The following is a 22,538-nucleotide window of genomic DNA, read 5'->3' as shown; positions in this document are numbered from 1 at the left end:
ATAACGCTAACGAAATTAATAGTTTAGTTTGGCTTGACAAGCGAGGAACAAAAAAATGCCAATTGCAGTAGGAATGATTGAAACCCTAGGATTTCCCGCCGTTGTGGAAGCGGCCGATGCCATGGTCAAGGCCGCCAGGGTGACTCTAGTGGGTTACGAAAAGATCGGTAGTGGTCGCGTCACAGTCATTGTCCGGGGAGACGTTTCAGAAGTGCAAGCTTCTGTAGCCGCTGGAGTGGAAAACGCCAACCGGGTTAACGGAGGACAAGTGCTATCTACCCATATCATCGCTCGTCCCCACGAAAACCTCGAATATGTGCTGCCCATTCGCTACACCGAAGAAGTAGAGCAATTCCGCAGCTATTAAACACCGTTGATCGGGGTCAGCATCTATAGAGTCGAAGAAAGCCAACCATTAGGAGACAAAAATATTATGTCAATTGCAGTGGGCATGGTGGAAACCTTGGGTTTCCCGGCCGTAGTCGAGGCGGCTGATGCCATGGTAAAAGCCGCCCGCGTAACCCTAGTAGGTTACGAAAAAATTGGTAGTGGTCGCGTCACCGTCATCGTCCGGGGAGACGTTTCGGAGGTACAGGCTTCCGTATCGGCGGGGACAGAAGCGGCATCTAATCGTGTTAAAGGTGGTCAAGTCCTCTCGACCCACATCATCGCCCGTCCCCACGAAAACCTCGAATACGTTCTTCCCATTCGTTATACAGAAGCCGTGGAACAGTTTCGTGAAAGTGTTAACCCACAACCTTTAAGACGAATCTAGAGCGCAACTAACTTTTAGTGTAAACAAATTCCATGCAAATTGCCAAAGTTTGCGGAACCGTCGTTAGCACCCTGAAACCGCGCAGTATGACGGGAGTGAAACTTCTGCTTTTGCAATTCATCGACGCGCAAGGGCAACTTTTGCCTAAATACGAAGTAGCGGGTGATATTGTCGGAGCGGGGCTTAATGAATGGGTGCTAGTGTCCCGGGGAGGAGCCGCCCGTATCGAAGACGGTCAGAACAATCGCCCCCTTGACGCGATGGTGGTGGGGATTATTGACACTATAACCGTAGAAAATCGCACCCTCTACAGCAAGAGAGACGAATTTCGTCAATCCGGTTAGAAATCGATAGGACCCAAACACAGTTAATTAACAACCAGCCAGCCAAATTCAGTATGGAGGAAGACTAACTATGGTCGTCCGCACAACGGCGGCTAGTCCGAAAAAGCGGACCAAATCCCCAGAGGAAACGCGCATAGACGAGAGTGCCAAAGTCCACACCTTCTCTAACCTCAGTGGTGCTATCGAGATCGGGGCGCGAGTGGTGATTGCTCCGGGGACTTCCATCCGCGCCGATGAAGGAACCCCCTTTCACATTGGCGACGACAGCAAAATTCAGGACGGAGCAATCATCCACGGTTTAGAAAAAAGCCGTGTGGTGGGAGATGACGGCCGAGAATATTCGGTGTGGATCGGCCGGGGCAGCTGCATCACCCACATGGCACTCATTCACGGGCCTGCCTATGTGGGCGATCGCTGTTTTATCGGTTTTCGCTCCACCGTCTTTAATGCCCGCATCGGGGCCGATTGCATCGTCATGATGCACGCCCTCGTTCAAGACGTGGAAATCCCCGCCGGTAAATTCGTGCCATCTGGTTCCGTGATCACCAGCCAACAACAGGCCGACCGCTTACCCGATGTCACAGAAATCGATCGAGCCTTCACTCGTCACATTGTCGATATCGACCTCGCCCCCAGCGTCCCGGTCAAAGCCCACAGCCCAGCGACTCCTCCACCGGCAGCCGCTATAAACATCGCTAATGAGACGCTATATAGAAATTCGGTGACACCTATGAGTTTAAATACAAACATTCGAGCGCAGGTTCGCTCCCTCCTCTCCCAAGGCTACAAGATCGGCATCGAATACGCTGACAAACGCCGCTTTAAAACCAGTTCTTGGTTAAGTGCCGGCTTTATCGACGGCGGCCGCGAAGAACAGGTATCCCAATCCCTAGAAGCCTCCCTCAGAGACCTGCAAGGCGAATACGTCCGCCTGATCGGAGTCGATCCCGCCGCTAAACGGCGCATACTGGAAATGATTATCCAACGCCCCGAAGACACCCCGGGAGAACCGGCCCGCACCACCACCGCCGTCCACGGCGGTCATGGCAACGGTAACGGCCATTCCGACCTGTCCGTACAAGTGCGTTCCCTGCTGGCCCAAGGACTGAAAATTGCCACCGAACACGCGGATAAACGCCGGTTTAAAACCAGTTCTTGGTTAACCGGACCTGCGATCGAAACCAAGAGCGAAGCGGGCATCATTCGCGATATTGAAGCGATCGTGACTGAAAATAGCGATGAGTACGTTCGCCTGATCGGGATCGACCCGCAAGCGAAAAAACGGGTCGTCGAAATGATTATTCACCGCCCCGGCGGCACCCCCGCTAGTAACGGCAGCGGCAAAGCCAGCAGCTACAGCGCCCCCGCTAGTAACGGAGCCAGTCATAGCAGCAGTGGTAGCTTAAGTGGGGAAACGATCGCTCAAATTCGTTCCCTGCTCGCCCAAGGCTACAAAATCGGCACCGAACACGCGGATAAACGCCGGTTTAAAACCAGTTCTTGGCAGAGTTGCGCCCCGATCGAAAGCAATCGCGAATCCGATGTAATTACTGCTTTGGAAGATTGTTTACGCGAACATAGCGGCGAATACGTCCGCTTACTCGGTATCGATGCTAAGGCCAAAAAACGGGTTTTAGAAACGGTGATCCAGCGTCCCGATGGTTCGGTGAGTAGTAATGGCAACAGTAAAACCGCCACCGTTGCTGAACCGAGTTTCAAAAGCTCTGCTTCCGGTTCCTCCGGCGGTGGTACTGCCACTTTAACCAGTACCTTAACGGCGGAAACGATCACTCAAATTCGTTCTTTGTTGAACCAAGGTCACAAAATCGGGGCCGAACACGCGGATAAACGTCGTTTTAAAACCAGTTCTTGGCAAAGCTGCACCCCGATCGAGAGCAGTCGCGAATCCGATGTGGTGGCCGCTTTAGAAACCTGTCTGCGCGACCATCAAGGGGAATACGTTCGTCTGATCGGGATTGACTCCCAAGCGAAACGCCGTGTTCTCGAATCGATTATTCAACGCCCTTAATTTCAGGACTCGGCGATCGGTGAAGGGAGATAGGTGTTAGGTGTTGGCGGATCGGGAAAAATACCCGAAACTCTAACCCCTACCCCCTAACCCCCGCTCACTGATCACTGATCACTGAGTAACTGTCAATTATGTCCTTACCCCCCGTTCAACCTATTAGCCGCTCGGAATTCTATGTCAATGGTGATGTCACCATTCATGAGAGTGCGATCGTGGCTCCGGGGGTGATTCTCCGAGCAGCCCCCAATAGCCAAATAATTATCGGTGCGGGTGCTTGCCTGGGTATGGGAACAATTTTAACCGCCTATCAGGGTGTGATTACTATCGGTGCAGGAGCAATTTTAGGTACAGGGGTTCTAATAGTCGGTCAGGGTGAAATCGGTGAAAATGCCTGTATCGGGTCAACCACAACGATTTTTAATGCTTCTGTGGCTGCGATGTCGCTCGTACCGTCTGGCTCCCTGATCGGAGATACTTCCCGTCAAATTACCATCGAGGTGTCAGCGACCCCATCGGAACCGGAAAGACCCCCTTTACCGGAACCGCAACCCGTAGTCAGTCAAGTGTCCCCAGTCCCGTCCATGGAGGAAGTGGTCGCCGAAACCGTGGCCAGTCCTTGGGATGCCGAGGAAACGGTGGCCGAGGCCAGTCCCGCGGAAACCAGAGAACCAGCATCTACTACTAACCGACCGAATCAAGCATCGGTGGTCGGAAAGGTCTATATCAATCAGTTATTGGTCACGCTATTTCCAGAACGTCATCGTTTTAATGGCAACAATAACCATAATTCTTGAAGGGGAAAATAATCGTTCACAAGCCAAAAATCTCAACAATAATTACTAAGTAATTACACCTAATTTATCTAGAGTTCACGGCTGTCTAACTGTCCTCTAGGTACTAAGTATAATTGCTTAGAAATCCTGTTAATATTTAGCGATTGCCGACATTTTTTGAGGTTGTAATTATTGATAATCTTCCTCAATTAAAGGGTAGTTTTAATCGCTCAAAGCCTGATGAGCAGAAGTTTCTGCGTGTCAATCAGGTAAATTTTTGTTGATTTTTTTGTGTTTTTGTAGAGATTGTCAAAGTTAGATGACGACAGATTAAAGAAACTAATCCCCCCGAGAAAAAAAAACAATCAAAATTTTAGGGATAGAGAAAAAAAATGATCAGAATAGGATAAAGTTCGTGTTAAGATGATCAGTTGAAAAAAACATTAGTGAAAATTGCTCCCTAACTTCGCTCCTAGCAGCAGGGGACAGGAGCTTAAGAAAAATCTATGTCGGTTGACGGCGAGATTTTACAGGTGCGACTAATCATGCAGTTTATGGAGGAATAATCCCAATGGTGCAAGCCAAATCCAAAGGTTTCCAGGCCGGCGTAAAAGACTACCGCCTGACCTACTACACCCCCGACTACACCCCCAAAGATACCGATCTACTAGCTTGCTTCCGGGTAACACCCCAACCAGGAGTTCCTCCGGAAGAAGCAGGTGCGGCAGTAGCGGCGGAATCTTCCACAGGTACCTGGACCACCGTTTGGACCGATAACTTAACCGACCTCGATCGCTATAAAGGTCGTTGTTATGATATCGAACCCGTACCCAACGAAGATAACCAGTTCTTCTGTTTCGTTGCCTATCCTTTAGATCTATTTGAAGAAGGTTCCGTCACCAACATCCTCACCTCGATCGTTGGTAACGTTTTCGGTTTCAAAGCTCTACGCGGTCTCCGTTTAGAAGATATCCGTTTCCCCGTCGCTTTAATCAAAACCTTCCAAGGTCCTCCCCACGGTATCACCGTTGAACGGGACAAATTAAACAAATACGGTCGCCCCTTACTCGGTTGCACCATCAAACCCAAACTCGGCCTTTCCGCTAAAAACTACGGTCGTGCCGTTTATGAATGTCTCCGCGGTGGTTTAGACTTCACCAAAGATGACGAAAATATTAACTCTCAACCCTTCATGCGTTGGCGCGATCGTTTCCTCTTTGTCCAAGAGGCGATCGCTAAATCCCAAGCAGAAACCAACGAAGTTAAAGGACATTACCTCAACGTAACCGCTCCTACCTGCGAGCAGATGATGCAACGGGCTGAATTCGCTGCCGAAATCAAAACCCCGATCATCATGCACGACTACCTCACCGGTGGTTTCACCGCTAACACCACCCTGGCTAAATTCTGCCGCGACAAAGGGTTACTGCTCCACATTCACCGGGCAATGCACGCGGTTATCGACCGTCAGAAAAATCATGGTATCCACTTCCGCGTTTTAGCTAAGTGCTTACGTCTGTCCGGTGGTGATCACCTGCACTCGGGAACCGTTGTCGGTAAACTCGAAGGTGAACGCGGCATCACGATGGGTTTTGTTGACCTGATGCGTGAAGACTATGTAGAAGAAGATCGCGCTCGTGGTATTTTCTTCACCCAAGACTACGCCTCCTTACCCGGGGTAATGCCGGTTGCTTCCGGTGGTATCCACGTTTGGCATATGCCGGCGCTGGTGGAAATCTTCGGTGACGATTCCTGCTTACAGTTCGGTGGTGGAACCCTCGGCCACCCCTGGGGTAACGCACCGGGTGCCACCGCTAACCGTGTGGCTCTGGAAGCTTGTATCCAAGCTCGTAACGAAGGACGCTCCTTAGCCCGCGAAGGTAACGACGTTATCCGGGAAGCTTGCCGTTGGAGTCCTGAACTGGCTGCCGCTTGCGAACTCTGGAAAGAAATCAAATTCGAGTTCGAGGCTATGGATACCCTCTAATACAGCCCTTCAGAAGGTTGTTAGCAGTTATCGGTGCAAAATAATGCTGGGGACTTGCCCAAAATCGGCAAGCAGTCGCTAGAATTTCAACACTGATAACTGTCTAGCCAATAACTGAAAACTGTATAAAATGTATCCGAAAAAAGTTGTTCAAGATACCGCGAAAGTCTTACAAAGTTACCTAACTTACCAAGCGGTTCGCACGATTATCGATCAATTGTCAGAAACTAATCCCACTTTGGCTATTTGGCTGAGTCACTATACTTCTAGCCATTCCATTCAGGATGGCGAGGCCTATATTGCGGGGTTAATGACTGAGAATAAAGAGTTAGTTTTGCGGATCATGACGGTAAGAGAACATCTAGCCGAACAGGTTTTAGAGTTCTTGCCAGAGATGGTAAAAACGGGAATTATTAATGACAATACCGAACATCGTCGGCAACTTTTGGAACGTCTCACCCGTACTGCTATAAGTCAACCAGAGACATCGGAATTAAATCTCGATGTTGATGATCTACCCAACCCATAAGGAATCAAGAAACCCATGAAAACTTTACCTAAAGAGAAGCGTTACGAAACTCTTTCCTACTTGCCCCCCCTCACCGATCAACAAATTGCTAAACAAATTCAATACATGATCGATCAGGGTTATATTCCTGCTGTGGAATTTGAAAAAGATCCCAAACCCGCAGATTATCATTGGACGATGTGGAAACTGCCTTTATTCTCTGTTTCTGGCCCCCAAGAAGTTCTTAATGAAGTTCGCGAGTGCCGCACTGAATATTCTGATTGCTACATCCGCGTTATCGCTTTTGACAACATCAAACAATGTCAAACCATGAGCTTTATTGTTCATAAACCCAATGCCGGCCGCTACTAATTTGGTTGTCATCTAATTATTAACTGTTGAGGGGGGTTCTTAAACCTCCCTTTTTTTTGATAGAAAACGGGTTTCTCGGAGAAACCCGTTTTCTACTCATGCACTCATGCAAAAAGGGGAATAAATAATCAGTCTTTAATAACCAGATTTAGTATAATAAGCAGTCGTAAGCTGTACTGCATTTAACTGCGTATTGCGAGTTTTACCACAAATGCTCGAACTCCTTCACCCTTCTCCCATCCAATCTTAACGAGTAATTTAGATAGTCAACAGCTTACCTCACTATTAAGATGAGCTATCACCACTACAATAAAATCACTACCAGTCAAGATTTAATGGGTGAAAAGTATGTTAACATCGGTGACTCTTCGGAATTTCAAAAGCTATCAGGAGGCAACCTTGTCTCTAGCACCCATCACCTTTTTAATCGGTGCTAATGCGTCAGGAAAAAGTAATGCACTAGAAGCAATTCGCTTACTTTCATGGTTAGCGAAAGGCAGCAGGTTAGATGACATTGGCGACAAAATCTAACTCTTTGCTAAAGGGTTTCTGACAATTAACGTACTTAAATTGACGACGATTAACTTGTAGGTACACTGGTTAGCCTGAGAGCGGTAAATCTTTGACTAAATGTCGATGATTTTGGTGTAGTTTATCGCTCTCTAACCCACAACGAGGACAGGACGTTCGGCGAGACTTCGGCGTGAGCTCAGTCGAACGCTCAGTCGAGCCGTTGCTTTTTTATTTTTTGATTCAATTCGTCAAAATATACCGATATTTTCTAGGTGTCGATAGCCTTGAATAGAGGTTCCTTTTAGGTTCAAAAATTTATCAACTATCATAGGTAAAATACTCTCGTTTTTGGCGATTATATCAAATCTTAACTCTATTGTCTATCTTTGTGGCCTTAACTTGTTTGTGCCTTAAGTCCTTCCCTATATGAATTTTAGCTTTTATTTTAAGTTAATTATTTGCATAACAATTCTGGAATAGCCTATTTTTTCCGATTTTATTGATACAAAGAGCGGGTGAAATCTAAAACTTTTTGTTGCTTTTCTTTGGGTAATTTATCGATTAAAGCTGTTAGCTTTTCTGTTAAAGATAACCAAGTTTTGTTCTGAGCTTTCCAGATAACAATAAATTGCTGCATTGGGAGAGAACAAAGGGCTATAGTTTCCCCTAGATCATTACTAAATTCAATTTCGTAACAACCATCATTGTAGTCTTCAACAATTGTCCCTTGTTCTCCCATTATTAAGTTATGTTCAGGCAAGTCAACTAATAATTCCACAAGGTCAAATAATTCTGGTTTAATCATGGTCTTTTTCTCACATATAAAGTTACTAATTTAGCTGTATCACTATCAGGATCAACAATCCATCCAGTCCTCACTATTTCTTGTTGCCCTGGTTCAATTCCTGTAATTTCTAGGTCAACTTGATAGCGTTTGTCATGTCGATCTGTACTTTGATAAACAGCTTTTGCTTCAAGGGATTTGTTAGCGATTTGTTGTAGAAGTGGCTCATAATTATCTTGAGTATATCCTAAGTGGCGTTGAAACATGATGGCTTTATTTAATCCTTTTGGATTGTCTAAATTGAGAGCATATTGGGTTAATTTTCTAGAATCTATTTTGACTTTGTTGACAATATCTTTTAATTTCATTGGAATTAAGACGATTATTAATTTTGACTTTGCCTCTAGTTTCATATTTCATAAGGGAGCATCTCACCCTTGCAATAAGTAGAAATGCTTAATGAGATCAATAAAAAAGTTAAAAAAGGCAACCATTTAGCTCTGGACTTTACCCGTACAAAAATACTAGCTATGGCTAAAAGTCTTACAGAGCCTGAGTTAAAGCCATATAATACCAATGAGCTACTGAACACAAAATCCTGAAGTCTTTACGCAGATAGGGTTTGCGGCAAAAATCTTCTAATTTGACCCTTAGATCATTATAGCTTGTTTCGGGGCAGAAAACCAGCAAAAACATGGCTACAGAGGGAATTGCTTACTCTAAAGATTAATGACATCATCTGTGATCATAAGGTTAGCGATCACCATACAGCCAACTCCACAGAATCGCTCTACTCTAGATACAGTCAACGGTACAGCCATTTTCAAGGGGAAAATGTACCCAGTAGCGTCTTTTCAATTTTTTCTGAGAAGCGACCTGCAGTAAGGGTAAGGGTTCCGCCCTAATGCCAATAAACAGCGATCTTATCTCCCCAAGCCTAGATTATACTGTTCGGATATGCCCTGCCCTACAGTTTGAGTTTTCAAGGTTATGGGTGCTAGTTTTCGGTACTTGTTAGAGTCTATAAGCTGCGCTGGTATTGGAACTTTTAGTACAAATGCTCAAACTGCACCAGTCAAGATTTAATGGGTGAAAAGTATGTTAACATCGCTGACTCTTCGGAATTTCAAAAGCTATCAGGAGGCAACCTTGTCTCTAGCACCCATCACCTTTTTAATCGGTGCTAATGCGTCAGGAAAAAGTAATGCACTAGAAGCAATTCGCTTACTTTCGTGGTTAGCGAAAGGCAGCAGGTTAGATGACATTGAACGCAACATTCAAAGCGGGAATGCAATTGCTCGTGGACAAGCGATCGATCTTTTCGGTGCAGAAAAAGAGTATTTTACCTTGGCAACACACATTGATAACGCTCCTGACGGTTGGACTGATTTTGAGATTGAAATTGGGCTATTATCAGACCAACTTATTATAATCGGAGAAAGTGTCAGTAAAGCTAGTAAAGATCAGGAATTAACACTTTACAAAATTGATGGCGATCCTAACCCGCACACCGATGAAATTAGGGTGATGTATAACAATTTTAATAAAGGTGGTAAAAAGCCCCACATACCTTGCTCTAACCGACAAGCTATTTTTTATCAATTGGAAACTCCCAGTCGGTTCCAGCAAAGTCATACTAAATCACAAAAAATTATTCCAGCAGTTACTAAAGTAATTCGAGAAACCTTGAGAAATATCGTCTTTCTTGATCCTCGTCCAGCAGTAATGCGGGATTATGCTTACGCTAAAGATGATGATATTAAAGAAGATGGCTCTAACCTTTCTAGTGTTCTTTACGCAGTTTGTCAGCAGGGAGAGACTCAAAAAAACAAGTTGCTTGATTTCATTCGTTCATTACCAGAACAGGATATTACCGATATTCGCTTTATCATTACAGACCGCAAGGATGTTATGGTGAAACTAATAGAGTCTTTTGGGAACAAAGAACATCAGATAGATGCTCCTTTGTTGTCTGATGGTACTCTGAGAGTTTTAGCGATTGCTGCAACTCTACTAAGTGTAAATCCTGGAACTTTCGTAATTATTGAAGAGATCGATAATGGTGTTCATCCCAGTCGTGCAGATAATTTAGTTAAGCAAATTCGGGAGATCGCCTTAGAAAGAAAACTGAGGGTACTGATCACCTCCCATAACCCGGCGTTATTAGATGCAGTACCCGATAGTGATATTGGAAATGTACTTTGTTGTTACCGAGATCCGCAAGCAGGAGATAGTCGTATTGTCCGATTAGCTGATTTAGAGCGTTTCCCCGAATTAATTGTGCAGGGAACTCTTGGTCAGTTGATGACTAAACAAGTATTAGATAAGTTCTTAAAGGATAAGTCCACAGCAGAACAACGTCAACAAAACGCGCTAAGTTGGTTAGAGCAATTAAAACAGGGAGAAGTAGCCTGATGGGAGCTATTTGTCTGATCGATACTTCGATCTTTTTAGAGATACTTAATGTACCCCACAAAGCGAGTCAATCTGAGTTAATATTTCAAGAGTTAAAAGAGAAAATTGAAGCTAGAGAATCTCTTTTTTTGCCAATGGCGACTATTCTGGAAACTGGCAATCATATTGCCCAAAATGGAGATGGCAATCAGCGACGCACTTGTGCAGAAAAATTTGTAAATCAGGTAACACAAGCTCTTGAAGGAAAATCTCCCTTCACCCCTATTAATTTTCTAAAGCAAGAAGACCTGCAAGGATGGTTAAAAGAGTTTCCTGATCAAGCGATGCAACGTAGGGGACTGGGGACTTTTCTATCATTCATGATTGGCAGAAAATTTGTGATCAAAATCCAAGCCGCCGCGTCTATATATGGTCTTTGGACAAACACCTTAAAAGTTACGAGCAGCCACCGAAGTTATGAGTAATTGACTACGGATTTACTTTTAATAGTTCATTTGTATTTTAAAAGGTAGAGATTTAATTATTGGACTTCCCCCTTGACAAAAGACCATAACCCGTGCTGTATCTGATGTGTTGTTACTGGGTACAAATTAAGGAAACCCCGAATAAATCTAACGCATGATTGTTGCCGAGGAGAATTACGATTAGGGAATTTTCCCCTAAACTTCCCCCACTCACCTATAAGTAAATATTATGATAAACACGGGTACATCCAGAAAAATCAACGGCTGCATCCCTGGGTCGGGGTTGGGGAAGTGGCGAGAAAAAAGCTGGTAAAATAACTCTAGGCAACCTTAAAAAGAATTCATGAAAGCGCAAACAACAAGTAAAGATAGCCTGATCCTACGGCAAGAAGTAGTGGGAGCGCGTCGCCCTAGTAACTATTTTTGGGCTGTAATCGTCTCTATTGGCGGTCTAGGGTTTCTCCTCGCCGGTCTTTCCAGTTATTTGAAGGTCAATCTACTTCTCGTTAGCGATACCAGTGCCTTACAATTTATTCCCCAAGGAGTCGCCCTCCTCTTTTATGGCACTGCGGGGACCCTTTTAGCCATCTATCTCTGGTTATCTCTCCTCTGGAATGTCGGAGGTGGTTACAACGAGTTTAATAAGGAAACCGGCAAAGTTAAAATCTTTCGTTGGGGCTACCCCGGCAAAAATCGTCGCATTGATCTCGATTGGCCCATGGAAGATGTGCAAGCTGTGCGGGCCGAAGTGCGAGAAGGACTCAACCCGAAACGGGAACTATTCCTGCGGATTAAACAGCGTCGCGATATCCCTTTAACTCGCGTCGGTGATCCGATGTCCCTCTCGGAATTGGAAAATCAAGGAGCGGAACTCGCTCGTTTTCTGGAAATTCCTCTAGAGGGATTGTAGGCCTTTTTTCGCTCTTTTTGGCTATAAAATGATGAAGATAAGAAAATCTGGCTGGCTGTCTGTGGTTTGTGTTTTTTTAATCACAACGACGACACTTTTCGGCTGTTCTTCCCCAGAAGCTAACTCCACCCCCGATAATTCTAGTATCACCCAAACCTCTCAACCTGCCAGTTCGGGCAGTGTCAACATGGATAATTACAAACCCCGCTTAGATGGAACTGCCGTCGTCGAGATGATCATCAAAGGTAAACCGGTAACGATCGAAATTGATGGCAATGCAGCCCCAATTACCGCCGGTAACTTTGTGGATCTGGTGGGGAGAGGTTTTTATAATGGTTTAACTTTCCATCGCGTGGTTACAGAACCGCAGCCTTTTGTCGCCCAAGGTGGTGATCCCCAAGGTCGCGGAACTGGTGGTTTTGTTGACCCGGAAACCAAGCAGCCCCGTTATGTTCCCTTGGAAATTCTCCTTAAAGACGAAAAAGAGCCGATTTATGGGAAAGCAATCGGTCAACAGGCCACGGCCCGCACTCCCATCGTCGCTTTACCCCATAAACGCGGTGCGATCGCGATGGCCCGTTCTCAACAGCCTAATTCGGCTTCTTCTCAGTTTTATTTTGCCCTGTCGGATATCAATTTCCTCGATGGTGATTATGCCGTTTTTGGTTATGTCACTAAGGGAATGGAAGTGATCGATACGATTAAACAAGGGGATAAAATTGACTCGGCCAAAGTTATTTCTGGTGCAGAAAATCTGAAAAAATAGCGATCGGTTAGGGTGGGACCAGGCGACAATAATTTAATCTTCGCCGTCCCCCCCCCCAATCATTTAATATTCCGATAACTGATACCTGATAACTGATAACTGATAAATGAATGTTGTGGTGACGGGAATTGGGTTGATCAGTTCTCTGGGAAATTTAAGTCAGAGTTGGCAAAGATTACTAGAGGGCAAAACTGGTATAAATAGGCAACAACCCTTTTCTGATTTACCCGCGTTACCTTTGGGTTTAATCGGTCACAAACCGGCATTTTTAGAGGATTTAACCAAAATTGCCCTGATTGCCGCCCTTGAAGACGCGAAGTTAACGCCTCCCTTAAAGGATTGTGGTGTCACTATCGGTTCTAGTCGCGGTTGTCAGGGTTTATGGGAACGGATGGCAGCGACGGGAATAGTAGAAAACTGGTTAGATAGTTTACCCGATCGCGCCTCGGTATTGACCGCTAGATTGATAGAAACCAGGGCCCCAGTGTTAGCACCGATGGCGGCCTGTGCCACGGGCATCTGGTCGATCGCCCAGGGTGTAGAATTAATCAAAATGGGAGAATGCGATCGAGTTTTAGCCGGGGCGATCGAAACTCCGATCACTCCCTTAACTTTGGTGGGATTTGAACAGATGGGAGCTTTGGCGAAAACGGGCTGTTATCCTTTTGATATAGCTAGAGAGGGTTTGGTTTTGGGCGAAGGTGGCGCGATTTTAGTCCTTGAATCGGAAGAACTGGCTTTAAGCAGAAATGCCCCCATCTACGGGCAAATTTTGGGCTATGGTTTTACCTGCGATGCCGATCATGTTAGCGCCCCGGCGGTGGATAATCGTAGTGCTACCAAAGCGATAGAACTATGTTTGCACAGAAGTCAATTAAGAAAAGATGAAATTAATTACATTCACGCCCACGGCACTAGCACCCGTTTAAACGATGAACGGGAGTCAAACCTGATCGCCAGCATTTTTGGCTCGCAAGTGGCTGTAAGCTCGACAAAAGGCGCAACAGGACACACTTTAGGGGCTTCGGGGGCGTTAGGTGTGGCTTTTTGTTTAATGGCTCTGAAAAATAAGCTAATTCCCCCCTGTGTCGGTGTGCGCGAGTCGCCTTTTCAATTAAATTTAGCTAGATCGGCTGTTAATTTTTCTCTGCACAATTGTCTCTGTCTTAGTTTCGGGTTCGGAGGACAAAATGCCGCCATCGCAGTGGGGAAGTTTTTCAGTGATCAGTGATCAGTTCTTTCCTTGCCCGTCTCTGCATTTTTAAGAAAACTTAACAATTATGGGGAAAATTTTGCTTGCTTTTGTCGGGAGATTTTGAGATAATATTTTTAAAGGATTTTATTCATAATAGAAATATTTAGGTTTGCTGAAATTTGCACGGATTCCCATTATGAGAAAAGCATAGCACAAGCCGCCGGCAAAGTCAAGTCCTTTCTTATTACTTATGGGTGCGAATTTCTAGGAGTCAAAAAGGGTATTAGTGGGGGTGCTAGGTGTTGGGGAGATTTTTCAGTGATCAGCGATTGGTAAACAAAGACGGTGGGACACTTCTTATTTAATACTGCTCACTTAATATAAGTAGGGAGGCACAATTATGGCTCTCTTAGGTTTGGTGGGTAAAATGTATTCTAAGATACAGTCCTGCTGGCGAGCGACTGGAAGGAACCACAAAGACACAAAGGACACAAAGATTGAGCGCTCCTATATAAGTTAAACTTATCACACAAAGAAGAAGAGAGCCCAATTATTTGTAGGATGGGTTAGGGGTAGCGTAACATGAGCGGGTGTTGGGTTTCATGCTTCAATCCAACCTACGTTCTTAGTTTCGGGTTCGGAGGACAAAATGCCGCCATCGCAGTGGGGAGATGGGGGAGAAGGAGAGGGGAGTGGGAATGATGAATTATGAATGATGAATGATGAATTGGGGAGACGGGGAGAATAAATAAAAGCAAATCTCCTGATAACTGATAACTGATAACTGATAACTGATTATGGATACACCGAGACTACATCCAGATACGATCGAAGAAGTTAAACAAAGAATTGATATTGTGGATTTAATTTCCGAGAGAGTCGTCCTCAAAAAAAGGGGAAGGGAATACGTCGGTTTATGTCCCTTTCACGAGGAAAAATCCCCTAGTTTTACGGTTAGTCCTGCCAAACAAATGTATTACTGTTTTGGCTGTGGTGCGGGGGGAAACGGGATTAAATTCTTTATGGAGGTGGGGAAACAATCTTTTAGTGAGGTGGTTTTTGAGCTTGCTAGAAGGTATCAAATCCCGATTAAAACTCTGGCAGTAGAACAGCGTCAGGAATTAGAGCAGAAATTATCCCTCAAAGAACAATTATACGAAATAATGGCCGTAGCGGTGAGTTTTTATCAACACGCCCTTAGTCAACCTCAAGGGGAAAAAGCGTTAGATTATCTCAAGGTACAACGACAACTAACCCCAGAAACCATCGCTAATTTTCAACTGGGATATTCTCCCCAAGGTTGGGAAACTCTCTATCGTTATTTAGTGGAACAAAAGCGCTATCCTGTGGCTTTAGTGGAACAAGCGGGATTAATTAAAGCGCGTCAAAATGGTAGTGGTTATTACGATCAATTTCGAGATCGTTTAATGATTCCTATTTTTGATAGTCAAGGACGGGCGATCGCTTTTGGTAGTCGTACTTTAGGTAATGAACAACCAAAGTATCTAAATTCTCCCGATACTCCTCTATTTGAAAAGGGAAAAACTCTCTTTGCTCTCGATCGAGCTAAACAGACAATTATTCAGCAAGATTTAGCGATAGTTGTGGAGGGTTATTTTGATGCGATCGCTCTCCATGCAGCCGGTATTAATAATGTGGTTGCCTGTTTAGGAACAGCTTTAAGTCAAGAGCAAATTAAGCTACTTTTGCGCTACAGTGAAAGTAAACAAATAATCTTTAATTTTGATGCCGATCAAGCGGGAATTAAAGCGACACAAAGGGCGATCGAGGAAATTAACTCCCTAGTTTATTCAGGACAAGTTAACCTAAAAATCCTTAATCTTCCCGATGGTAAAGATGCCGATGAATTTCTTAAATCTCGTGCTGACGGGGTAAATAGTTATCGAGAATTAATCGAAAAATCTCCTTTTTGGATTGATTGGCAAATCTCGCAAATGTTGGTGAATAAAGATTTAAAACAGGGACTACATTTTCAACAAGTGTCTAGTAGTATGGTTAGTTTGCTGCAAAAGTTAATCGATGGTAATCAACGGACTTTTTACCTAGATTATTGTGCTGAAATTTTGGCTCAAAAAGATGCCGCTCGTTTGCCATATATTTTAAAAAATCTCTCAAAGCAAGTTAATAAACCACTGGGAAAATCCCCAGAAATTACAAGAAAAAATATCCTAGATAAATCCGAAAAAAACGGCTCAGAAAAAGCCGAATGGTTATTATTATTAATTTATCTCAATTCTCCGGAATATCGGAGGCTAATTTGTGAACTTTTGGATGAAAAAGATTTAATTTTTAATGTCCCTGATTATCGTTGGTTATGGCAAGTAATTCTAGAGTTAGAAACCCAAATTACTAAACCAAGAGATTTGATGTCAGCTTTACAGAATCATTTATTGATAATCACCACAGACAAAAATCGTGATTTTAATTCTTTATTTCACTTAAATGAACATACCAGTCAGCAAATTTTGCAGCCAGAAGAACAAATTAAAGATGCCATTATAGCTATGGAAAAAATTAGTTTAATGGAATATCGTCGCTACTGTCAAGAACAATTAATTAATGCTCTCGACAGTAATCAACGGGAATTTTATCAGCAGGAATTCTATCAAACTGTTAATAAATTAATCGCAATTGATCCTCACTACCAACAAGCTTAATTCTCTGATTGATTAGAAACTAGACAGTTGTTCGGCAATAATAGATACTAACTTATCCACTGCTCCTGGTTGCCCGCGCACTGCCCGCAATTTTTGCCGGATAGCCTCTAATTGTTCGGGATTTTCTAACCAAGATATAGCCATATTTGCTACTTCCTCTGGTTGTAATTCCCCTAATAATTCCGGAACAATTTCGGCACCAGCCCAAATATTTGGCCAAGCATATAAACGCTTTTTCCGCAACATATAGAGATTAATTATCTTAGCAAATAAAGAACCCACCCCTGGCAGTTGAGCTAATAAACCGGGTAAACCGTCCCAAGTTCGCATCGCGTCTAGTTGCTGAGTCGGTAGTAAAATAATCATCGGGATTGCCAGCGCCCCTAATTCGGCAGTATTAGCACCCACCGTCGTTAAAGCTAAATGACAGCGAGAAAGCTGGTTATGGGCGGGAAAATCGGTAATTAGGTCAACTTTTACCCCCTTAGCTGTTTCTAGATAGGGTTTTTCACCGTTTTTTAATTTAGCAGCACTCCAACCGGTTTTAGTGATCATCGGATTATAGCTAGGATCGGCAAATTTCGCCAAATAAGCTAAATTTAGGGTAGGAGCGACGGGAATTAAAAATTTAGTCCGGGGATTCTGCGCGTGTATGTTTTCGGCAATGGCTAGGGTTAGGGGTACACCCTGGGCTAATTTCGAGGGTTTAGAACCCGGGAGAAGTGCAATTAAGGTAGCATCATCCGGGGTGATAGCATTGGGCAAATCCACCATTAAATCGCCGATAACAGTAAATTTATGCTGATATTGTTGGGGAATATTATTTAATACACTTGTATTCATTACGGCAAAGCGATCGATCCCCCGATACCAACGCGCTTCCCATTCCGCATAGATAATCGTGCGATAACCCAAACGTTTACCGATGGTGAGGGCAAAAAATTGATCGCCCCCTAAAAATAAAACGATGCCCTTGGAGTGCCAATCCCAATTATCGGCGGTTTTTCCCCAGAAAAGAAAATTAAAGAAGTTTTCTGGCGACTGGACTCGATCGACCTCTGGATATTTCCTAACTACTTCCGTTTCCGCCCCCATAGAATGAGTACAAGGGGAAAGGATCACCGAAATCCGCAACCGCGATCGATCTTCTGTTAAGTTTTGTCGCAATCTCTTGACAACTGGACGCACCCATGTAGATATTTCTCCAGGACCATTGGAGAGAATGAGAAGATCAACAGGAGAATCAAACATGATAAGCTGCCCGCGCATTAAATTGCTTGTTGAGATGAGGCAAAAGACAAGAGGCAAGAGGCAACAGTAAAGGGATTGAGAAAGATTCAGCTAATCTAAGGATAGGAGGTTAAGATGCCTCTTAGCTGATCAAGTAAAAAGTAAAAAGTTCCCTGTTGCGGTGTTGCCTACTTGCTATTGAATAAAGAACGAATTGCCTGATGTTTAGGGTGATCAAATTCTGGGGGAACCTTGCGGGTATCAGTAATCAACCAATCCAAGGCAGCCGCTTCCACATCGATCGCGGCGCCGGTTTTATCAACACAATAGCGCCCAAAGACCAACTTATCCACCAAACGCGCCCCCGGACCGAGGCGAGAATATTCAAAAATAACGCTATTATCCACCGTCGCGCCGCCACAAATCCAACAATTTGGGCCAATCATACTCGGACCGACAATTTTCGCCCCGTCTTCAATGCGTGTCATTGCCCCGATATACACAGGTCCGGTGATATCGACTTTATCCCAGTTTACCCCCACATTTAAGCCCGTGTAGATGCCCGGTTTAACTTCGATGCCGGGGATAGCAACATTTTTAATTTTCCTGGATAACACCCCGCGAATTGCCTGCCAGTAGTCGGGAACTTTACCGATATCAACCCATTCAAAATCCATGTTTAAAGCGTAGAAAGGCGCACCTTTAGCGACTAATTGGGGGAATAACTCGCCCCCGATGTCGTATTTACTATTAGGGGGAATAAAATCAATGATTTCTGGCTCAAAAATATAGATACCCGTGTTAATGCAGGTACTTAAAGCTTCATCGATGGCGGGTTTTTCTTGGAAACTGAGAATCCTTCCCTCCTCGTCGCTAACCACCACCCCATAACTGGATACTTCCTCTCTGGGGACGGTTTTGGTGACAATAGTGGCGAGCGCTCCCTTTTCTCGATGCCATTTAACGGCTGCGGTTAAATCGAGATCGATCAGCGCATCACCACAGAGAACCACAAAAGTATCGTCAAAAAAGGGATTAAAATCTTGAATTCGTCGTAAACCGCCCGCAGATCCCAGGGCATCACCGATTAACTCGCCATCTTCGATTCTACCCTCAAAAGAATAGCCGATATGCACCCCAAAACGCTGACCATCGCGGAAATAACTCTCAATTTCTTCGGCTAAATGACTGACATTGACCATGATCTGATCAAAGCCATGCTGTCGCAACAGTTCCAACAAAAACTCCATCACCGGCTTTTGTAAAATCGGGATCAGGGGTTTGGGGATCGTATGGGTAATCGGACGGACACGAGTTCCTTTGCCTGCCGCCAAAATCATGGCTTTCATCGATGTTTATTTCCTTTTGCGATCGAGGTCTGAAGTTAAATCATGCCTAGTGTATCATTACTGGCTCGGAATCAGTGGTTATCGATCCTCTTGACCATTAGATAAACCTAGACTCCCTGCCTAATTTCCCCAACAATCCGGTCAACCCCAAGCAGTCTAGGCGAAAAATGGCGAGCAAAAATTTGACTACTTGAGATATAGCGTTTTTCAGTCTGCTGAGGTACAAAAGTTATGGGTTTTAGGCAAAAGGCAAGAGGCAAAAGTCAAAAGGGAAGAAAAATATGTGTACCTCACTAGCTTAGGAAACGCTATAGTAAAAAGCGATTTCTTTCTCCTTGAGAGGGGCAAAATCGGCGGCTAACAACAGCTGATTTAATTCCTCTTGGGGGATATGTTTGGCCCCGATGCGGACAATTCGCGATCTCATCGTGTTAGAAACCCCGCTTCTTTGTCGTCCTGCTTCCAAACCCATTACCCGGTGATAAAGTTCCAATTTTGCTGGGGGAATCGGGGAACCATCAAAATCAATACCATTAGCGATCGCCACATCAATGGCATCAGCGCCCGTAGTCGTGGTTAAATTAGTTTCGGTGGACATAAAGATAATATAAAAGATCGTTGCTATTTTATCAGGCGATCGACATCCGCCGCTATGATCAGGAAAGTAATCTTCATTTCTGTGTAACTATGGCTCAATTGCCGACCTATCAACCAAAACAGTTATCCCTGGGCCCCCTAGAAGCGGAAATTCTCAATATTGTCTGGGAATTGGAACCCGTTAGCGTTAAGGATGTCCATGATCGCATTTTAGCGGATCCGGAAAGGGATCTGGCCTATACTTCGGTGACTACGGTACTGCGTCGTTTAACTAATAAAGGCTGGTTAAGTTGTTATAAACAGGGTCGGATTTTCTACTGGAAACCGATGGTTTCTAAGGAACAAGCACAAGCAATTAAAGCCTACGAACAATTACATCGTTTTTTGGCTATTGGTAATGCCGATGTGGTGGCTTCTTTTGCCGATAGTCTCGATACTGCTAGTGTCGAACAATTAAAAGCGATCGCCTCTCGTTTAGATACCCTGCGTCAACAACGGAGAGAAAGCTAATGCACGGTTCAATGTTATTACTAGCATTAACTATCGCCATTGGTTTACGTTGGTTTCTGCCTAGCTATCAGCGTCGTTGGCAGATAACGCTATTTTTCTTTCTCTTTCCGCCTTTGCTCCTGTTAATGACAGTTATATCGGTGGTTTGTATGGGCTATCGGGGGCAAATGTTGGGCTATAACTCCAGTTTAATTAGTTACTTTAGTGCTATAATTTGGCTAGTTTTTGCTCTATTTTGTTTGATAAAACTCTCCTATCAAACTTGGCAAACCCATCGGGATTTTAGCAGTTATCCCCTCAAAAAAATCACCGCTCAGAAGGCGAGAGTTTTAGCGGTGGATTTTCCCTACAGTGCCAGAGTTGGCTTCTGGAAGTCGGAATTAATTGTAACCCAAGGATTATTAAATCTCTTAGATAAAGAACATTTACAGGCAGTTTTAGCCCACGAACAAGCTCATCAAGAATATCATGACACTTTCTGGTTTTTCTGGTTAGGTTGGCTGCGATCAATGTCTTCTTGGCTGCCCAATAGTGAGAATTTATGGTCAGAATTGGTCTTCTTGCGGGAATTACGCGCCGATAAGTACGCTTCCAGAAAAGTGGATTATTTACTATTAGCTGAATCCCTACTTTTAGTGGCAGAAAAAGTTAATCAAGTGGCGGAAATAAGTTTCTCCGATAGTTGCTGTGTCGCTCTCAATGATCATTCCTTAAATAATCGTTTATTAGAGAGAATTGAAGCGTTAGTCGAGTCAGAAAAACCCGAACTGCCCAGATTTAACTATCAAGTCTGGCTCTTGCTTTCCCTCTCCCTCGCTCCTTTCTTACTCTTGCCTTTGCACTCCTAAAAATGACCCTAGAAGTTGGACAAAAAGCCCCCGAATTTGCCACCCCCAACCAAAGGGGGGAAATTAGCAAATTAGCAGATTTTGCCGGTCAATGGTTGGTCTTATATTTTTATCCCAAAGATAACACTCCGGGCTGCAGCACAGAAGCGATCGATTTTACCGCTTTGTCACCGCAATTTCAGCAATTAAATGCGGTAATTCTGGGAGTTAGTCCCGATTCAGAGAAGTCCCACTGTCGTTTTATTGAAAAACACAATTTAACTATTCAATTATTGAGCGATACCGAACATCAACTGGCGGAAATTTATCAAGTCTGGGGATTAAAAAAATTTATGGGTAAGGAATATATGGGGATTAAACGATCCACTTTTCTGATCGACCCCCAGGGAAATATTGCCTATATTTGGTCAAATGTCAAGGTAAAAGCCCATGCAGAAGCCGTTTTGAAAAAACTTGAGGAATTGCAGTAGCAAGCCCTCAGTACCCAATATTTACGGGTAGGCAATCGCGCCCTTTCGTGTTAGACTAGAAAAGTTGTCAAAAATCGCACATCTAGGCGATCGGGTGTTTCTAGGAATCTAGAAATCCAGCCCTAGATGGAGGATAAACCCGAAAAGGAGAAAAATATGCCCGTTGTCTCTCTCGCAGAATTGCTAGAGTCTGGGGTTCACTTCGGCCATCAAACGCGCCGTTGGAACCCGAAAATGTCTCAGTACATCTACACTGCCCGAAATGGGGTTCATATCATTGATTTGGTGCAAACCGCCCAATTAATCGAAGAAGCTTACGAATTTGTCCGAGGAGAAGCCGATCGCGGTAAACGCTTTTTATTCATCGGTACGAAACGGCAAGCGGCAGGAATCATTAAACAGGAAGCTTTACGCAGCGGTAGCCACTTCGTTAACCAACGCTGGTTAGGGGGAATGTTAACCAACTGGGAAACCATTCGCGGCCGGGTAGAAAGACTCAAAGAATTAGAAGAATTAGAAAATAGCGGCGCCCTCGATAAACGACCGAAAAAAGAAGCATCGGTACTGCGTCGGGAATTGGGCAAACTGGAAAAATACCTCGGTGGCATTAAAACCATGCGCCGGCTGCCGGATTTAGTCGTCGTAGTCGATCAGCGTCGGGAATACAACGCTATCCAAGAATGTCAAAAATTGGGCATTCCCATCATCTCCCTCTTGGATACTAACTGCGATCCTGACCTAGTAGATGTGCCGATTCCCGCCAACGATGACGCAATTCGCTCAGTCAAACTGATTTTAGGCAAAATTAGCGATGCGATCATCGAAGGTCGTCGCGGTGGCCAGGCAGCGGTGGAAGAATACGAGGAAGACTACGAGGATGAAACCGAGTACGAGCAAGAAAGTGATTATTCCCAATACGCCGCCGAATTTGCCAGTGGAGATGACGATAACTAGGGAAAATTAGCTATTGATCGCCGCTAGGTTCGGGGGGAAACTTTCCGGACCTAGCGAGCGGCAAAAC

Annotated in this window: 23 protein-coding genes and 2 pseudogenes; 19 read left to right on the top strand and 6 right to left on the bottom strand. The window is 44.4% G+C overall.

The window, feature by feature from the left end:
* Positions 1-55: 55 nt before the first annotated feature.
* From myaer_RS16900 to myaer_RS16860, 9 genes are all read left to right on the top strand, one after another.
* A complete protein-coding gene (locus myaer_RS16900; RefSeq protein ID WP_002734613.1) occupies positions 56-367 on the top strand; it encodes a carbon dioxide-concentrating mechanism protein CcmK in 312 nt (103 codons plus the stop codon).
* A 66-nt stretch (positions 368-433) separates the two neighbouring features.
* Positions 434-775, top strand: a complete 342-nt coding sequence (locus tag myaer_RS16895) for a carbon dioxide-concentrating mechanism protein CcmK (protein ID WP_002733426.1) — start codon at positions 434-436, stop codon at positions 773-775.
* 32 nt (positions 776-807) lie between these two features.
* The gene (locus myaer_RS16890; RefSeq protein WP_002734360.1) at positions 808-1,119 is read left to right on the top strand and encodes a EutN/CcmL family microcompartment protein; all 312 of its coding nucleotides are present in this window, start codon (positions 808-810) and stop codon (positions 1,117-1,119) included.
* A gap of 70 nt (positions 1,120-1,189) precedes the next feature.
* The gene (locus tag myaer_RS16885) at positions 1,190-3,148 is read left to right on the top strand and encodes a ribulose bisphosphate carboxylase small subunit (RefSeq protein ID WP_046662937.1); all 1,959 of its coding nucleotides are present in this window, start codon (positions 1,190-1,192) and stop codon (positions 3,146-3,148) included.
* A gap of 131 nt (positions 3,149-3,279) precedes the next feature.
* A complete protein-coding gene (locus tag myaer_RS16880) occupies positions 3,280-3,942 on the top strand; it encodes a carbon dioxide concentrating mechanism protein (RefSeq protein WP_046662936.1) in 663 nt (220 codons plus the stop codon).
* A gap of 550 nt (positions 3,943-4,492) precedes the next feature.
* The gene (locus myaer_RS16875) at positions 4,493-5,908 is read left to right on the top strand and encodes a form I ribulose bisphosphate carboxylase large subunit (RefSeq protein WP_046662935.1); all 1,416 of its coding nucleotides are present in this window, start codon (positions 4,493-4,495) and stop codon (positions 5,906-5,908) included.
* Between the two features lie 130 nt (positions 5,909-6,038).
* The gene (gene rcbX / locus myaer_RS16870) at positions 6,039-6,437 is read left to right on the top strand and encodes a RuBisCO chaperone RbcX (RefSeq protein WP_002732424.1); all 399 of its coding nucleotides are present in this window, start codon (positions 6,039-6,041) and stop codon (positions 6,435-6,437) included.
* 15 nt (positions 6,438-6,452) lie between these two features.
* Complete coding sequence (locus myaer_RS16865; RefSeq protein WP_002741682.1) at positions 6,453-6,788, top strand: ribulose bisphosphate carboxylase small subunit; 336 nt, start codon at positions 6,453-6,455, stop codon at positions 6,786-6,788.
* A 348-nt stretch (positions 6,789-7,136) separates the two neighbouring features.
* On the top strand, positions 7,137-7,319 hold the full coding sequence (locus myaer_RS16860) for an AAA family ATPase (protein WP_071846483.1): 183 nt from the start codon (positions 7,137-7,139) through the stop codon (positions 7,317-7,319).
* Here myaer_RS16860 and myaer_RS16855 read toward each other — a convergent pair.
* From myaer_RS16855 to myaer_RS16845, 3 genes and pseudogenes are all read right to left on the bottom strand, one after another.
* Positions 7,305-7,546 (bottom strand): annotated as a pseudogene (locus myaer_RS16855) (transposase family protein); the annotation flags it as partial. The gene myaer_RS16860 and the pseudogene myaer_RS16855 sit on opposite strands and share 15 nt — an antisense overlap.
* A gap of 251 nt (positions 7,547-7,797) precedes the next feature.
* A complete protein-coding gene (locus myaer_RS16850; RefSeq protein ID WP_002732232.1) occupies positions 7,798-8,106 on the bottom strand; it encodes a DUF4926 domain-containing protein in 309 nt (102 codons plus the stop codon).
* Positions 8,103-8,453: a DUF6883 domain-containing protein gene (locus tag myaer_RS16845; protein WP_046662934.1), complete on the bottom strand. Its 351-nt coding sequence runs from the start codon at positions 8,451-8,453 to the stop codon at positions 8,103-8,105. Before myaer_RS16845 ends, myaer_RS16850 begins: the two co-directional genes overlap by 4 nt.
* Before the next feature lie 730 nt (positions 8,454-9,183).
* On the opposite strand from myaer_RS16845, the gene myaer_RS16830 reads away from it, so the two are divergent.
* The 6 genes and pseudogenes from myaer_RS16830 (at position 9,184) to dnaG (ending at position 16,513) form a co-directional block, all read left to right on the top strand.
* A complete protein-coding gene (locus myaer_RS16830; protein ID WP_046662933.1) occupies positions 9,184-10,500 on the top strand; it encodes an AAA family ATPase in 1,317 nt (438 codons plus the stop codon).
* A pseudogene (locus myaer_RS16825) lies at positions 10,500-10,960 on the top strand (hypothetical protein). The gene myaer_RS16830 and the pseudogene myaer_RS16825 overlap by 1 nt, the downstream one beginning before the upstream one ends.
* Positions 10,961-11,307: 347 nt before the next feature.
* Complete coding sequence (locus myaer_RS16820; protein ID WP_046662932.1) at positions 11,308-11,874, top strand: photosystem I assembly protein Ycf4; 567 nt, start codon at positions 11,308-11,310, stop codon at positions 11,872-11,874.
* A gap of 28 nt (positions 11,875-11,902) precedes the next feature.
* Entirely contained in the window at positions 11,903-12,640 is a 738-nt protein-coding gene (locus tag myaer_RS16815) for a peptidylprolyl isomerase (RefSeq protein WP_046662931.1), read from the top strand.
* A 106-nt stretch (positions 12,641-12,746) separates the two neighbouring features.
* Positions 12,747-13,871, top strand: coding sequence for a beta-ketoacyl-ACP synthase (locus myaer_RS16810; protein ID WP_046662930.1), 1,125 nt, complete (start codon positions 12,747-12,749; stop codon positions 13,869-13,871).
* A 761-nt stretch (positions 13,872-14,632) separates the two neighbouring features.
* A complete protein-coding gene (dnaG, locus tag myaer_RS16805; protein ID WP_046662929.1) occupies positions 14,633-16,513 on the top strand; it encodes a DNA primase in 1,881 nt (626 codons plus the stop codon).
* A 12-nt stretch (positions 16,514-16,525) separates the two neighbouring features.
* On the opposite strand, the gene myaer_RS16800 is transcribed toward dnaG, so the two are convergent.
* The 3 genes from myaer_RS16800 to myaer_RS16790 form a co-directional block, all read right to left on the bottom strand.
* A complete protein-coding gene (locus myaer_RS16800; RefSeq protein ID WP_046662928.1) occupies positions 16,526-17,764 on the bottom strand; it encodes a lipid-A-disaccharide synthase in 1,239 nt (412 codons plus the stop codon).
* A 167-nt stretch (positions 17,765-17,931) separates the two neighbouring features.
* Positions 17,932-19,092, bottom strand: coding sequence for a sugar phosphate nucleotidyltransferase (locus tag myaer_RS16795; protein WP_046662927.1), 1,161 nt, complete (start codon positions 19,090-19,092; stop codon positions 17,932-17,934).
* A 298-nt stretch (positions 19,093-19,390) separates the two neighbouring features.
* Positions 19,391-19,690, bottom strand: coding sequence for a DUF4090 family protein (locus myaer_RS16790; protein WP_045359761.1), 300 nt, complete (start codon positions 19,688-19,690; stop codon positions 19,391-19,393).
* A gap of 20 nt (positions 19,691-19,710) precedes the next feature.
* Between myaer_RS16790 and myaer_RS16785 the strand changes: the two genes are divergently transcribed.
* The 4 genes from myaer_RS16785 (at position 19,711) to rpsB (ending at position 22,471) form a co-directional block, all read left to right on the top strand.
* Positions 19,711-20,199: a BlaI/MecI/CopY family transcriptional regulator gene (locus tag myaer_RS16785; RefSeq protein ID WP_002753379.1), complete on the top strand. Its 489-nt coding sequence runs from the start codon at positions 19,711-19,713 to the stop codon at positions 20,197-20,199.
* Entirely contained in the window at positions 20,199-21,047 is an 849-nt protein-coding gene (locus tag myaer_RS16780; RefSeq protein ID WP_046662926.1) for a M56 family metallopeptidase, read from the top strand. The genes myaer_RS16785 and myaer_RS16780 overlap by 1 nt, the downstream gene beginning before the upstream one ends.
* A 2-nt stretch (positions 21,048-21,049) precedes the next feature.
* Positions 21,050-21,517, top strand: coding sequence for a thioredoxin-dependent thiol peroxidase (bcp, locus tag myaer_RS16775; RefSeq protein WP_046662925.1), 468 nt, complete (start codon positions 21,050-21,052; stop codon positions 21,515-21,517).
* A gap of 156 nt (positions 21,518-21,673) precedes the next feature.
* Positions 21,674-22,471 carry a 30S ribosomal protein S2 gene (gene rpsB, locus myaer_RS16770; RefSeq protein ID WP_046663820.1) on the top strand — a complete coding sequence of 266 codons (798 nt, stop codon included), beginning with the start codon at positions 21,674-21,676 and terminating at the stop codon, positions 22,469-22,471.
* The last annotated feature ends 67 nt before the right edge of the window (positions 22,472-22,538 follow it).

The sequence above is a fragment of the Microcystis aeruginosa NIES-2549 genome (genome assembly GCF_000981785.2).
Lineage (GTDB): Bacteria > Cyanobacteriota > Cyanobacteriia > Cyanobacteriales > Microcystaceae > Microcystis > Microcystis aeruginosa_C.
This window is presented reverse-complemented; position numbering and strand designations above follow the sequence as displayed.

Excerpts from the sequence above, each read along its gene's own strand:
- dnaG (WP_046662929.1), top strand. The coding sequence starts at position 14,633 with ATGGATACACCGAGACTACATCCAGATACGATCGAAGAAGTTAAACAA.
- rcbX (WP_002732424.1), top strand. The coding sequence starts at position 6,039 with ATGTATCCGAAAAAAGTTGTTCAAGATACCGCGAAAGTCTTACAAAGT.
- bcp (WP_046662925.1), top strand. The coding sequence starts at position 21,050 with ATGACCCTAGAAGTTGGACAAAAAGCCCCCGAATTTGCCACCCCCAAC.
- rpsB (WP_046663820.1), top strand. The coding sequence starts at position 21,674 with ATGCCCGTTGTCTCTCTCGCAGAATTGCTAGAGTCTGGGGTTCACTTC.
- myaer_RS16850 (WP_002732232.1), bottom strand. The coding sequence starts at position 8,106 with ATGATTAAACCAGAATTATTTGACCTTGTGGAATTATTAGTTGACTTG.
- myaer_RS16820 (WP_046662932.1), top strand. The coding sequence starts at position 11,308 with ATGAAAGCGCAAACAACAAGTAAAGATAGCCTGATCCTACGGCAAGAA.
- myaer_RS16875 (WP_046662935.1), top strand. The coding sequence starts at position 4,493 with ATGGTGCAAGCCAAATCCAAAGGTTTCCAGGCCGGCGTAAAAGACTAC.
- myaer_RS16880 (WP_046662936.1), top strand. The coding sequence starts at position 3,280 with ATGTCCTTACCCCCCGTTCAACCTATTAGCCGCTCGGAATTCTATGTC.
- myaer_RS16900 (WP_002734613.1), top strand. The coding sequence starts at position 56 with ATGCCAATTGCAGTAGGAATGATTGAAACCCTAGGATTTCCCGCCGTT.
- myaer_RS16780 (WP_046662926.1), top strand. The coding sequence starts at position 20,199 with ATGCACGGTTCAATGTTATTACTAGCATTAACTATCGCCATTGGTTTA.
- myaer_RS16815 (WP_046662931.1), top strand. The coding sequence starts at position 11,903 with ATGATGAAGATAAGAAAATCTGGCTGGCTGTCTGTGGTTTGTGTTTTT.
- myaer_RS16795 (WP_046662927.1), bottom strand. The coding sequence starts at position 19,092 with ATGAAAGCCATGATTTTGGCGGCAGGCAAAGGAACTCGTGTCCGTCCG.
- myaer_RS16885 (WP_046662937.1), top strand. The coding sequence starts at position 1,190 with ATGGTCGTCCGCACAACGGCGGCTAGTCCGAAAAAGCGGACCAAATCC.
- myaer_RS16790 (WP_045359761.1), bottom strand. The coding sequence starts at position 19,690 with ATGTCCACCGAAACTAATTTAACCACGACTACGGGCGCTGATGCCATT.
- myaer_RS16830 (WP_046662933.1), top strand. The coding sequence starts at position 9,184 with ATGTTAACATCGCTGACTCTTCGGAATTTCAAAAGCTATCAGGAGGCA.
- myaer_RS16895 (WP_002733426.1), top strand. The coding sequence starts at position 434 with ATGTCAATTGCAGTGGGCATGGTGGAAACCTTGGGTTTCCCGGCCGTA.
- myaer_RS16810 (WP_046662930.1), top strand. The coding sequence starts at position 12,747 with ATGAATGTTGTGGTGACGGGAATTGGGTTGATCAGTTCTCTGGGAAAT.
- myaer_RS16860 (WP_071846483.1), top strand. The coding sequence starts at position 7,137 with ATGTTAACATCGGTGACTCTTCGGAATTTCAAAAGCTATCAGGAGGCA.
- myaer_RS16800 (WP_046662928.1), bottom strand. The coding sequence starts at position 17,764 with ATGTTTGATTCTCCTGTTGATCTTCTCATTCTCTCCAATGGTCCTGGA.
- myaer_RS16865 (WP_002741682.1), top strand. The coding sequence starts at position 6,453 with ATGAAAACTTTACCTAAAGAGAAGCGTTACGAAACTCTTTCCTACTTG.
- myaer_RS16845 (WP_046662934.1), bottom strand. The coding sequence starts at position 8,453 with ATGAAATTAAAAGATATTGTCAACAAAGTCAAAATAGATTCTAGAAAA.
- myaer_RS16890 (WP_002734360.1), top strand. The coding sequence starts at position 808 with ATGCAAATTGCCAAAGTTTGCGGAACCGTCGTTAGCACCCTGAAACCG.